Source organism: Paracidovorax anthurii, from assembly GCF_003269065.1.
In the GTDB taxonomy this organism is placed as follows: Bacteria; Pseudomonadota; Gammaproteobacteria; order Burkholderiales; family Burkholderiaceae_C; genus Paracidovorax; species Paracidovorax anthurii.
This window is the reverse complement of the sequence record NZ_QLTA01000063.1, coordinates 1-11,580: the sequence shown is the minus strand read 5'-3', so window position 1 is coordinate 11,580 and position 11,580 is coordinate 1. Positions and strand designations below refer to the sequence as shown.

Annotated in this window: 11 protein-coding genes; 6 read left to right on the top strand and 5 right to left on the bottom strand. The window is 66.7% G+C overall.

What is annotated here, in order from left to right:
• The 4 genes from AX018_RS21645 to AX018_RS21630 all read right to left on the bottom strand — a co-directional run bounded on the left by AX018_RS21645 (position 1) and on the right by AX018_RS21630 (position 5,138).
• Entirely contained in the window at positions 1–411 is a 411-nt protein-coding gene (locus AX018_RS21645) for a lysozyme inhibitor LprI family protein (protein WP_111881725.1), read from the bottom strand.
• 49 nt (positions 412–460) lie between these two features.
• Positions 461–1,984 (bottom strand): CoA-acylating methylmalonate-semialdehyde dehydrogenase, encoded by a 1,524-nt coding sequence (locus AX018_RS21640; protein WP_111881722.1) that lies wholly within the window; start codon positions 1,982–1,984, stop codon positions 461–463.
• A 133-nt stretch (positions 1,985–2,117) separates the two neighbouring features.
• Complete coding sequence (locus AX018_RS21635; RefSeq protein WP_111881719.1) at positions 2,118–4,262, bottom strand: sensor domain-containing diguanylate cyclase; 2,145 nt, start codon at positions 4,260–4,262, stop codon at positions 2,118–2,120.
• Between the two features lie 240 nt (positions 4,263–4,502).
• Positions 4,503–5,138, bottom strand: a complete 636-nt coding sequence (locus AX018_RS21630; protein WP_111881717.1) for a GntR family transcriptional regulator — start codon at positions 5,136–5,138, stop codon at positions 4,503–4,505.
• Between the two features lie 135 nt (positions 5,139–5,273).
• Between AX018_RS21630 and scpA the strand changes: the two genes are divergently transcribed.
• The 6 genes from scpA to AX018_RS24955 all read left to right on the top strand — a co-directional run bounded on the left by scpA (position 5,274) and on the right by AX018_RS24955 (position 11,074).
• The gene (scpA, locus tag AX018_RS21625) at positions 5,274–7,439 is read left to right on the top strand and encodes a methylmalonyl-CoA mutase (RefSeq protein ID WP_111881714.1); all 2,166 of its coding nucleotides are present in this window, start codon (positions 5,274–5,276) and stop codon (positions 7,437–7,439) included.
• 14 nt (positions 7,440–7,453) lie between these two features.
• Entirely contained in the window at positions 7,454–7,786 is a 333-nt protein-coding gene (locus AX018_RS24960) for a hypothetical protein (RefSeq protein ID WP_146749396.1), read from the top strand.
• Between the two features lie 66 nt (positions 7,787–7,852).
• Complete coding sequence (gene meaB / locus AX018_RS21620) at positions 7,853–8,821, top strand: methylmalonyl Co-A mutase-associated GTPase MeaB (protein WP_245951768.1); 969 nt, start codon at positions 7,853–7,855, stop codon at positions 8,819–8,821.
• 47 nt (positions 8,822–8,868) lie between these two features.
• Entirely contained in the window at positions 8,869–10,401 is a 1,533-nt protein-coding gene (locus tag AX018_RS21615) for an acyl-CoA carboxylase subunit beta (protein WP_111881709.1), read from the top strand.
• A 34-nt stretch (positions 10,402–10,435) separates the two neighbouring features.
• Positions 10,436–10,588, top strand: coding sequence for a hypothetical protein (locus tag AX018_RS25335; protein ID WP_170146320.1), 153 nt, complete (start codon positions 10,436–10,438; stop codon positions 10,586–10,588).
• A gap of 57 nt (positions 10,589–10,645) precedes the next feature.
• The gene (locus AX018_RS24955) at positions 10,646–11,074 is read left to right on the top strand and encodes a WapI family immunity protein (protein ID WP_146749395.1); all 429 of its coding nucleotides are present in this window, start codon (positions 10,646–10,648) and stop codon (positions 11,072–11,074) included.
• Positions 11,075–11,304: 230 nt separating this feature from the next.
• Here AX018_RS24955 and AX018_RS21605 read toward each other — a convergent pair.
• The coding region (locus AX018_RS21605; protein WP_146749370.1) for a transposase at positions 11,305–11,580 on the bottom strand (276 nt) is incomplete at its 5' end.

Here is an 11,580-nt window from a genome sequence, read left to right as displayed (position 1 = left end):
TCAGGGGCGCGCGGCGGGGTGGTCGGGCGTGAGCCAGCGCATCAGCCCCTGGCGCCGCGCTTCGGTCTCGGCCTTGAGGCACTCGTGGTGCAGGCGCGGCCATTCGGGCTGGGGCTCGGCGGCGCGGGTGGCCTGCCTGCAGCGGGCGGTGCGCTCGCGCTGCCAGGCCGACTGCTCCTGCCGCAGCAGGGGCCGCTCATGCGCCGACAGCGCGCGCATCACGTCGCCGTAGAGGATGGTGATGGCCGTGTCCGCCGCCTGGAAGTCCCGCACCGCGCAGGCGTTGGTCTCGGCCACGGTGCCGCCCGGGCGGCAGGCCGCGCCGGCCTGCGCGTGGGCGTCAGGGGCGAGAAGGGGGCCGAGGCAGGCCCACAGGGCCGCCGCGATCCACCCCGCGCGCGGGGCGGCCATCCATCGGTTCAGGGTTCGGGCAATCGTCATCCCCGCGCTTGTACCACCGCTATTGCAGGCTGATGGTGGTGTTCACCCCGCGGGACACGGTGCTGTCGTCGAACCAGCGTGCGGTCACGGTCTTGGTCTGTGTGTAGAACAGCACCACCTGCTTGCCGTAGGGGCCCAGGTCGCCCAGCTTGGAGGCGCGCGAGCCCGAGAAGGAAAAGAGCGGCACCGGCACCGGGATCGGCACGTTGATGCCCACCTGGCCCACGTCGATCTCTTCCTGGAACTTGCGCGCCGCCGCGCCCGACTGCGTGAAGATCGCCGTGCCGTTGCCGTTCGGGTTGGCATTGACGAAGGCGATGGCCTCGTCGATGTCCCGTGCCGCGGCGACGCACAGCACGGGCCCGAAGATCTCCTGGTCGTACACCGCCATGCCGGGCTTCACGCCGCTGAAGATGGTCGGGCCCACGAAGTTGCCGCGCTCGTAGCCGGGCACGCCCGGGTCGCGGCCGTCGAGCTCCAGCGTGGCGCCTTCGGCCACGCCGCGCGCGATCAGTCCGGCCACGCGCTCGCGCGCGGCGCACGAAACCAGGGGCCCGACGTCGGTGCCCGGCTCGGTGCCGCCATTGACCTTGAGCGTGCGGGCCTTGGCGACGAGGTCGCCGATCCACTGCTGCGCCTCGCCCACCAGCACCACCACCGACAGCGCCATGCAGCGCTGGCCCGCCGCGCCGAAGGCCGCGCCGGCCAGGGCGTTGAGGGTCTGCTCCTTGTGGGCGTCGGGCAGCACGATGGCGTGGTTCTTCGCGCCCATCATGCACTGCACGCGCTTGCCGGCCAGGGTGGCGCGCTGGTACACGTGCGTGCCCACGCGCGTGGAGCCGACAAAGCTGATGGCCCGGATGTCGGGGTGGTCGCACAGGGCGTTCACCGCGTCCTCGCCGCCGTGCACCACGTTCAGCACGCCGGGCGGCACGCCCGCCTGCAGCGCCAGCTCACACAGGCGCATGGTCACCATCGGGTCCTGCTCGGAGGGCTTGAGCACGAAGGTGTTGCCGGTGGCGATGGCCATGGGGAACATCCACAGCGGGATCATGGCCGGGAAGTTGAACGGCGTGATGCCCGCGCACACGCCCAGCGGCTGCAGCAGGGTGTAGGTGTCCACGCCGCCGGCCACGTTGTTGGCCAGCTCGCCGAGCTGCAGCGTGCCGATGTTGGCGGCGTGCTCCACCACCTCCAGGCCCCGGAAGATGTCGCCCTCGGCGTCGGGCAGGGTCTTGCCCTGCTCGGCGGTGAGCAACGCGGCCAGCTCCGCCATGTGCTCGCGGATGAGCTGCTGGTACTTGAGGAAGATGCGCGCCCGCGCGCCGATGGGGGTCTTCTTCCAGGCCGTGAATGCCTCGCGGGCGCTGGCCACGGCGGCGTCGATCTCGGCGGACGTGGCGAAGGGCACGCGCGCCAGCACCTCCTGCGTGGCGGGGTTGACCACGTCGCGCCACTGGGTGGTTTTCGATTCGACGAACTCGCCGCCGATCAGCAGCTTGACGCTGGGCGCGAGAACGGCCGTGGACTGGGGGGCATTCATGGTGTGTCTCTCTCCGGTTTCTGGAATGTTTTGTCGGTGCGGGCCCGGGGCATCCATCCGCATCCGCCGCGGGCCCGGCTCCGTCCCATCCTAGTGCGGGGCCCGGGCAAGGACAAGAGAGAAAGCCCCGCGCCTACGGGGCGGTCTTGCGGGCGGCCGGAAGGCCGACGGCATCGGCGTCGGCATCGAAGCGCTGGCACTGGTTCTTGCCGTTCTGCTTGGCCTCGTACATGGCGTGGTCGGCCTGGCGCAGGAGCAGGTCGGGCGTGTCGCCGTCCAGGGGGTAGAAGCTCAGGCCGATGCTGGCCGACACGAATCCCTGGCCGTGGGGCAGGGGCACGGGCTGCCGCACGGCCTGCAGGATGCGGTCGATGAGGGGCTGGCAGTCCTCGGGCGCCTGCAGGCCGTTGATGAGGGCCACCATCTCGTCGCCGCCCAGCCGGGCGAGGGTGTCCTCGGCGCGCAGCTGGGCCTGGATGCGGCGGCCCACCTCGATCAGGAGATGGTCGCCGGCCGCGTGGCCGTGCTGGTCGTTCACGCGCTTGAAGCCGTCCAGATCCAGGTAGCACACGGCCAGCAGTTGCTGGCGCCGCTGCGCGTGCGCGATGCCCTGCACCAGCCGGTCGGCCAGCAGCCGCCGGTTGGGCAGGCCGGTGAGGCTGTCGTAGAGCGCGATGTGCTCCAGCTCCTGCTCGTGGGCCTTGAGCTGGCTGATGTCGCTGATGACCACGATGTGGTGGTGCGGGTGCCCCTCCTTGCCCAGCACGCTGGCGATCGACACGCGCTGCGGCATGGCGCCCGCGTGGCTTCTGCCGAGCATCTCGCCCTGCCAGTAGCCCTGCGACTGCACGGCCCGCCAGATCGCGGAGAACCGGGGGCGGGGCGGGGCGGGCGCGTCGGCCTCCCCGTCGCCCGCGCCGTCACCGTCGCTGGACGCGGGGTAGAGATCCTCCACGGAAACACCCAGGACGTCGCCGCGGCAGATGCCCGTCATGCGCTCGAACGCGGGATTGGTATCGACGACGAAGTGCTCGGCATCGAGGATCAGCACGGCCTCGTAGCTGTGCTCGAAGACGCTGGCCGCGATGCTCAGGCGCATCTCGGCCTCCTTCACGCCGCGCAGGTCGATCACGAAGCCGACGAACAGCGGGCCGTCGGGCGCGTCGGCGCGCCCGATGGACAGGCGCAGCGGCACGCCGGTGCCGTCCTTGTGCAGGCCGACGACCTCGCGGCCCTTGCCGATGATGCGGGCCTCGCCCGTGGCCAGGTAGCGCTGCAGGTAGCCGTCGTGCGCGGCGCTGTCGGGCTCGGGCATGAGCATGCGGATGTTGCGGCCCTGCACCTCGTCGGCGGACCAGCCGAAGATGCGCTCGGCCGACTGGTTGAAGCTCTGGATGAAGCCGCGCTGGTCGATGGTGATGATGCCGTCCACCGCCGTGTCCACCAGCGCGCGCAGGCGCGATTCGCTGCGGCGGACCTTGCGGTACAGGTCCCGGTAGAGGATGAGCCCGTTCACCGCGCCGGCGAACAGGCCCACGCAGGCGGTCACCAGCGCCACCATCAGCGCCAGCATCTGGGCCCATTCCTGGCCGGCCACGAACCCCAGCTCGGGATTGCCCACGAAGCGCGCCGCGGCCATGGCGGTGTAGTGCATGCCCGCGATGGCCGTGCCCATGATCGCGCCGCCCATGAGGTTGGCCTGCCAGGCCCGCACGCTCAGGCGCCGGAAGAGGATGAAGCGCGCCCACAGGGCCACGTTGGCCAGCACCACGGCCACGGCGATCGAGGCGATGAACCAGAGCGGGTCGTAGCGCAGCAGCGGGGCCATGCGCATGGCCCCCATGCCCGCGTAGTGCATGGCGCCGATGCCCGCGCCCACCAGCGCACCGCCCAGGAACAGCTGCCGCCGCGTCACGTTCTGGCGCGTGAGCAGCAGCAGCGCCAGCCACGACGCCCCCATGCCCGGCAGCATGGACAGCAGCGTGAGCCCGACGTCGTAGTGCACCGTGGCGCACAGCGTGAACGCCAGCATGCCGATGAAGTGCATGGACCAGATGCCCGCGCCCAGCGCAACGCCCGCGCTGGTCAGCGCCAGGGTGCGCGACAGCGCGATCTGGGCATTGCGGGCCTGCCCCGCGAGGTAGAGCGCGAGCGTGGAAGACAGCACGGCGACCGCGACCGAGAGGGCGACCAGCACGGGGTCGTGGGTGCCCATGAGCAGGGCGGGGGGCATTCCGCCCGCGCCCTCCAGCAAGAAAAAACGCTCCAGCTCCAGCATGCGCGATGCTCCTCCCGGACAGGCGTCGGCCGCCGCGCGCGGTGGGAGCGGGGGTATCCCCGCGCATGCGCAGCCCACGGTGTGTTATGCGGCGTATCGGTTTGTCGCGACATGATGCGATGCCGTGGCCGGTACGGCAAGCCGGCGGGCGATGCCCCTGCGCGACAGCAGGGCCCTTGCGTGGCGGCCCGCAAGGCCCGTGTCAGGTGGCGGATCTAGAGCGGTGAAAGGGCCGGTGGCTCAGGTCGCGGCCTGCAGCCCCTGGCCGAAATGGCCGAGCATGGCCGCCGCCGCGCGCTCGGCATCGCGCGCGCGCAGGGCATCGAGGATCTCGCCATGCTCGCGCAGCGACTCCTCGATGCGGCCCTGGCGCAGCAGGGAGTTGTGGCGGTTGAGCTTCATCACCTTGCGCAGGTCGGCCACCATCTGGTTGCGCCAGCGGTTGTCGGCCAACTCCAGCAGCCGCATGTGGAAGCGCTCGTTCACGCTGAAGAACCGGTCCCGGTCGGCCACGGCGGCGGCCAGCTCGGCGTGCAGCGCCTCCAGTTCGTGCATCTGCGCCTCCGAGGCGGCGGCGGCCACCACCCGCGCGGCGTCGCTCTCCAGCAGCGCCAGCAGGTGGTACACGTCGCGCAGATCCTTCTCCGACACCTCGGTCACGTAGGCGCCCCGGCGCACCCTCATCGTCACCAGGCCCTCGGCCGCCAGCACCTTCAGGGCCTCGCGCAGCGGCGTGCGGCTGATGCCGAACTCTTCGGCGATCTTCAGCTCGTCGATCCAGCCGCCCGGCTCCAGCTCGCGCCGGAAGATGCGCTGGCGCAGGTGTTCCGCCACCTCTTCATAGAGGGCGCGGGGCGTGAGCGGGGCGGTGACCATGGCGCGAGATGGTACGTTAAAAAAACTATAAATTAATAATTACAGATCGGATAGACTTGCCGCGATCCCTCGCGCACGGCCAGGAGACAGGGCCGGCGCGGGCTTTTTTCGCCCCCTCTCATTCCAGGTCCGCCCATGAGCAGCAGCCCTTCCCAGCCCGAATTCCCGCCCGCCGACCTCGCCGCGTGGGCCCGGGCCGCCGCCAAGTCCGCGCCCGGGGGCGACGTCGCCGCCCTGAACTGGGTCACGCCCGACGGCATCACCGTGAAGCCGCTCTACACCGCCCAGGACACGGCGGGCCTGCCGCACACCGACACGCTGCCCGGCTTCGAGCCCTATCTGCGCGGCCCGCAGGCCACGATGTACGCCGTGCGGCCCTGGACCATCCGCCAGTACGCGGGTTTTTCCACCGCCGAGGAGTCGAACGCCTTCTACCGCAAGGCGCTCGCGGCGGGCGGGCAGGGGGTTTCGGTCGCGTTCGACCTCGCCACGCACCGCGGCTACGACAGCGACCATCCGCGCGTGACCGGCGACGTGGGCAAGGCCGGCGTGGCCATCGACAGCGTGGAGGACATGAAGATCCTCTTCGACGGCATCCCGCTCGACAAGGTGAGCGTCTCCATGACCATGAACGGCGCCGTGCTGCCCGTGCTGGCCGGCTACGTGGTGGCGGCGGAAGAGCAGGGCGTGGCGCAGAGCCAGCTTTCCGGGACCATCCAGAACGACATCCTCAAGGAGTTCATGGTCCGCAACACCTACATCTACCCGCCCAAGCCGTCGATGCGGATCATCGGGGACATCATCGGCTACACCGCGCGGAACATGCCGAAGTTCAACTCCATCTCCATCAGCGGCTACCACATGCAGGAGGCCGGGGCCAACCAGGCGCTGGAGCTGGCCTTCACGCTGGCCGACGGCAAGGAATACGTGAAGACCGCCATCGCCTCGGGCCTGGACGTGGACGAGTTCGCCGGGCGGCTCTCGTTCTTCTGGGCCATCGGCATGAACTTCTACCTGGAGGTGGCCAAGATGCGCGCCGCGCGCCTGCTGTGGTGCCGCATCATGAAGGGCTTCGATGCCAGGAACCCCAAGAGCCTGATGCTGCGCACGCACTGCCAGACCAGCGGCTGGAGCCTCACCGAGCAGGACCCCTACAACAACGTGGTGCGCACCACCATCGAGGCCATGGCGGCCGTGTTCGGCGGCACGCAGAGCCTGCACACCAACAGCTTCGACGAGGCCATCGCGCTGCCCACCGAATTCTCGGCCCGCATCGCGCGCAACACGCAGCTCATCATCCAGGAAGAGACCCACATCACCAGCGTGATCGACCCCTGGGCCGGCAGCTACATGATGGAAAAGCTCACCCAGGACATGGCCGACGCCGCCTGGAAGATCATCGAGGAGGTCGAGGCCCTGGGCGGCATGACCCAGGCGGTCGATTCGGGCTGGGCCAAGCTCAAGATCGAGGCCGCCGCCGCCGAGAAGCAGGCGCGCATCGACTCGGGCAAGGACGTGATCGTGGGCGTGAACAAATACCGCCTGGCCAAGGAAGACCCGGTGGACATCCTGCAGATCGACAACGTGAAGGTGCGGGACGGCCAGATCGCGCGGCTCGAACGCATCCGCGCCACGCGCGACGCGGCGGCCGTGCAGCAGGCGCTGGAGGCCCTCACCGCGGCCGCCGAATCCGGCACGGGCAACCTGCTGGAGCTGTCCATCCAGGCCGTGCGGCTGCGCGCCACGGTGGGCGAGGTGAGCGATGCGCTGGAGAAGGTCTTCGGCCGCCACCGCGCCGACACGCAGAAGGTGACGGGCGTGTATGCCGCCGCCTACGACTCGGCCGAGGGCTGGGAGAAGCTCAAGGCCGAGATCGACGCGTTTGCCGAGGCGGAAGGCCGCCGCCCGCGCGTGATGATCGCCAAGCTGGGCCAGGACGGCCACGACCGCGGCGCCAAGGTGGTGGCCACGGCCTTCGCCGACCTGGGATACGACGTGGACATGGGCCCGCTCTTCCAGACGCCCGAGGAATGCGCACGCCAGGCCATCGAGAACGACGTGCACGCCGTGGGCGTCTCCACGCTCGCCGCGGGCCACAAGACCCTGGTGCCGGCGATCATCCAGGCGCTCAAGGACCAGGGCGCCGACGACATCATCGTCTTCGTGGGCGGCGTGATCCCGCAGCAGGACTACGACTTCCTCTACGAGTCGGGCGTGAAGGGCATCTACGGCCCGGGCACGCCGATCCCGGCGAGCGCCAAGGACGTGCTGGAGCAGATCAAAAAAGGCCAGCGTGCTTAGCGCTTACTGAAGTCATGGATATTCTGAACGCCATCACTTTGCTTGGTAGCGCCATTGCATTCCTCTTTGGCATCTGGAAGTACCTTGATACGAAAAAGCTTGAAGCAAAAAACCGCCGCTTTGAGCAATTTCGGCAGGTGTTTGTTTGGTTTTCAGGACGCGACGAGAGGGGAGAAATTTTGACTGCAGTACAGCAAGCAGTAGCTACATACCAGCTTGCTGAATTCCCTGAGTACAAACATATGTCGCTGCCTGTAATTGAGCATCTAATTCAGTGCACGGATAGCGAAGTTCCAGCATCTTTGTTCCGTAAAGCATTGCTTGATGTTCAGAAAAAGCTGAACTGAGCCAACAGCATGAGCTACACATATGAGCAGATTTGCGTTGGTCTCTTGCAAGGCGACTCCCCCGCAATGCAGCGCCGCGCCATCGCCAAGGCCATCACCCTGCTCGAATCCACGCGCGCCGACCACCGCGCGCAGGGCGACGAACTGCTCACGGCGCTGCTGCCGCACACCGGCCACGCCTTCCGCCTGGGCCTGAGCGGCGTGCCGGGCGTGGGCAAATCCACCTTCATCGAGACGCTGGGCCTCTACCTCATCGGGCAAGGCCACCGCGTGGCGGTGCTGACCATCGACCCGTCCTCCAGCGTCTCGGGCGGCTCCATCCTGGGCGACAAGACGCGCATGGAGCGCCTGTCGGTGCACGAGCAGGCCTACATCCGCCCGAGCCCGTCCAGCGGCACGCTGGGCGGCGTGGCCGAGAAAACGCGCGAGGCCATGCTGGTCTGCGAGGCGGCCGGCTACGACGTGGTGATCGTGGAGACCGTGGGCGTGGGCCAGAGCGAGACCGCCGTGGCGGGCATGGCGGACATGTTCGTGCTCATGCAACTGCCCAATGCCGGCGACGACCTGCAGGCGATCAAGAAGGGCGTGATGGAGATCGCGGACCTCGTGGTCATCAACAAGGCCGACATCGACGCACACGCCGCCACGCGCGCCGAGGCGCAGATCACCTCCAGCCTGCGGCTGCTGGGCCAGCACGGCCACCCTGACCATGCGCACCACGATGCCGCCCTGTGGCACCCGCGCGTGCTGCAGATCAGCGCCCTGCAGGGGCGTGGCGTGGACGCCTTCTGGGCCGCGGTGCAGGACTACCGGCGCCTGCAGACGGCCAACGGCCGCCTCGGCGCGCGCCGCCGCCAGCAGGCCCAGGCCTGGATGTGGGAGCGCATCGACGCGGGCCTCAAGCAGGCCTTCCGCACGCACCCGCAGGTGCAGGCCCTGCTGCCCACGCTGCGGGGCGATGTGCTCGCCGGGCGCATCGCCGCCTCGACTGCGGCAAGAAATCTGCTCCGTGTCGCCGGATTCATTGACTTTTGAGCTATAAAAACAATAGCAAACATTCGCGGATCGTTGGAAGGAAGACCATGCAAGACATCCTGGAACAGCTGGAAAAGAAGCGCGAGCAGGCCCGCCAGGGCGGCGGCGCCAAGCGCGTGGAAGCGCAGCACAAGAAGGGCAAGCTCACCGCGCGCGAGCGCATCGAGCTGCTGCTGGACGACGGCACCTTCGAAGAGTGGGACATGTTCGTCGAGCACCGCTGCACCGACTTCGGCATGCAGGACAACAAGGTGCCCGGCGACGGCGTGGTGACGGGCTACGGCATGATCAACGGCCGGCTGGTCTTCGTCTTCAGCCAGGATTTCACCGTGTTCGGCGGCGCGCTCTCCGAGGCGCATGCCGAGAAGATCTGCAAGGTGATGGACCAGGCCATGAAGGTCGGCGCGCCCGTGATCGGCCTCAACGACTCGGGCGGCGCACGCATCCAGGAGGGCGTGGCCTCGCTCGGCGGCTATGCCGACGTGTTCCAGAAGAACGTGCTCGCCTCCGGCGTGATCCCGCAGATCAGCATGGTGATGGGCCCCTGCGCGGGCGGCGCGGTGTATTCGCCCGCCATGACCGACTTCATCTTCATGGTGAAGGACTCCAGCTACATGTTCGTCACCGGCCCCGAGGTGGTGAAGACCGTGACCCACGAGGAGGTGACCGCCGAGGAGCTGGGCGGCGCCGTCACGCACACCACCAAGAGCGGCGTGGCCGACATGGCCTTCGAGAACGACGTCGAGGCGCTCATGATGCTGCGCCGCCTCTACAACTACCTGCCGCTCAACAACCGCGAGAAGGCGCCCGTGCGCCGGAGCACCGACCCGGCCGACCGCAAGGACCCGAGCCTGGACACGCTGGTGCCCGAGAACCCTAACAAGCCCTACGACATGAAGGAGCTGATCGCCAAGACGGTGGACGACGGCGACTTCTTCGAGCTGCAGCCCGACTACGCCCGCAACATCATCGTCGCCTTCGCGCGCATGGACGGGCAGGTGGTGGGCATCGTCGCCAACCAGCCGCTGGTGCTGGCCGGCTGCCTGGACATCAAGTCGAGCATCAAGGCCGCGCGCTTCGTGCGTTTCTGCGATGCCTTCAACATCCCCGTGGTCACCTTCGTGGACGTGCCCGGCTTCATGCCCGGCACCGGCCAGGAATACGGCGGCATCATCAAGCACGGCGCCAAGCTGCTCTACGCCTATGCCGAAGCCACCGTGCCCAAGATCACCGTCATCACCCGCAAGGCCTACGGCGGCGCCTACGACGTGATGGCCTCCAAGCACCTGCGCGGCGACGTCAACCTCGCCTGGCCCAACGCCGAGATCGCCGTGATGGGCGCCAAGGGCGCGGTGGAGATCATCTTCCGCGAGGACAAGAACGACCCCGCCAAGCTCGCCGCGCGCGAGGCCGAATACAAGGCCCGCTTCGCCAACCCCTTCGTGGCCGGCAGCCGCGGCTTCATCGACGACGTGATCCTGCCGCACGAAACCCGCAAGCGCATCTGCCGCTCCCTGGTGATGCTGCAGAACAAGAAGATCGAGAACCCGTGGCGCAAACACGGGAACATCCCGCTGTAATTCGCTGCAAGATATAAAAACCAGGGGAGGAAATATGCAATCGATTGATGAAGTGGGAGAGGTAGGGAAATCAATCCGGCATGTTATCCCGCCGGGCGTGGTTGATGCTTTTGAAATTCGCCCGCCATCTGTGCCAAAAACAGCCAACGCGATTTTTGACGAGCAAATGGGTGGCTGCATCGGTTAGAGGTTGTTGTTCGAGAGGCTGATTGGACTATCACTCATTTTCTCTACAAATAAAATCATGCTCGATATCGATTTCGATGATTTCAAGTTCAGTATAGAGCCGCTGTCTCGGCAAACGGAAGGGGCCGGAGGGCGTTATATGGACTGGTTGAGCCTGGAAATAAAAGTAAAAGAAAATGAATTCAATGGAAGGGTCCGGTGGCTCGTCATGCCTGCGGAGATTCTGGATTTCAAGGAAAAACTCTCTCGGGTGTATGAGTCGCTGATATCTGGAGAAAAAAATATAAAGCCAATCGAATTATCAGGGGTTGAGTCGAATTTTTCTCTGGTTATATCGATTGCTAATGCCTGGGGGCATCTTTTCGCCCAGTACACCTTAAAAGACTCTCCGGATGGACCCACGCTTCAGGGCTCATTTGGGCTTGATCAGAGTTATCTGCCCCAGTGGATTGGGGATTTGAATGATTTGCTCGATTTTCGCGGCTGATAGATTCTTGTTGAAAGCGCAAAAGTGATCAAAAAATTGTCGGCTTCAAGCCATTGCGGATTTGCCTGCTGTTCGCTATTGACCAGCGCTTTGGGAATCGTATGAAAACCGTCTGGATCGTCGATGGCGCTTATCTCTTCAACTATGGCAAAGGCAAGCCCTTTGACTACCTGAAGGGCTTTGTTGCACAAATCAGTTCGAAGACGGCATAGCCCCAACCCCAGACGGATTTATGCCATGGCGGCCACCAGAACGGTTTGAGGACGACCGATCTGGCTGAAGCGGTTGAGTACGGCCACGCGGACATGCAACTCCACCACCTGATGCTCGAACGTGCGCGCCGTCACCCGTTCGCCCAGTCGCTTGAAGCAGTGCATCTTCGTCTCGACAAGGCTGCGCCGGTGGTAGCCGCTCCACTTCTTCCAGACGCTGCGGCCCAAACGCTGGCACGCCCGGATGGCTTCGTTGCGCTGCTCCGATCCCGGACTCGGCTTCTTCCAGTGGCG

What these genes read in the sequence shown, in the direction of transcription:
- AX018_RS21640 (WP_111881722.1), bottom strand. Translation starts at nt 1,984, where the DNA reads ATGAATGCCCCCCAGTCCACGGCCGTTCTCGCGCCCAGCGTCAAGCTG.
- AX018_RS21645 (WP_111881725.1), bottom strand. Translation starts at nt 411, where the DNA reads ATGGCCGCCCCGCGCGCGGGGTGGATCGCGGCGGCCCTGTGGGCCTGC.
- AX018_RS21630 (WP_111881717.1), bottom strand. Translation starts at nt 5,138, where the DNA reads ATGGTCACCGCCCCGCTCACGCCCCGCGCCCTCTATGAAGAGGTGGCG.
- AX018_RS21615 (WP_111881709.1), top strand. Translation starts at nt 8,869, where the DNA reads ATGCAAGACATCCTGGAACAGCTGGAAAAGAAGCGCGAGCAGGCCCGC.
- AX018_RS24955 (WP_146749395.1), top strand. Translation starts at nt 10,646, where the DNA reads ATGCTCGATATCGATTTCGATGATTTCAAGTTCAGTATAGAGCCGCTG.
- scpA (WP_111881714.1), top strand. Translation starts at nt 5,274, where the DNA reads ATGAGCAGCAGCCCTTCCCAGCCCGAATTCCCGCCCGCCGACCTCGCC.
- AX018_RS25335 (WP_170146320.1), top strand. Translation starts at nt 10,436, where the DNA reads ATGCAATCGATTGATGAAGTGGGAGAGGTAGGGAAATCAATCCGGCAT.
- AX018_RS21635 (WP_111881719.1), bottom strand. Translation starts at nt 4,262, where the DNA reads ATGCTGGAGCTGGAGCGTTTTTTCTTGCTGGAGGGCGCGGGCGGAATG.
- meaB (WP_245951768.1), top strand. Translation starts at nt 7,853, where the DNA reads ATGCAGCGCCGCGCCATCGCCAAGGCCATCACCCTGCTCGAATCCACG.
- AX018_RS24960 (WP_146749396.1), top strand. Translation starts at nt 7,454, where the DNA reads ATGGATATTCTGAACGCCATCACTTTGCTTGGTAGCGCCATTGCATTC.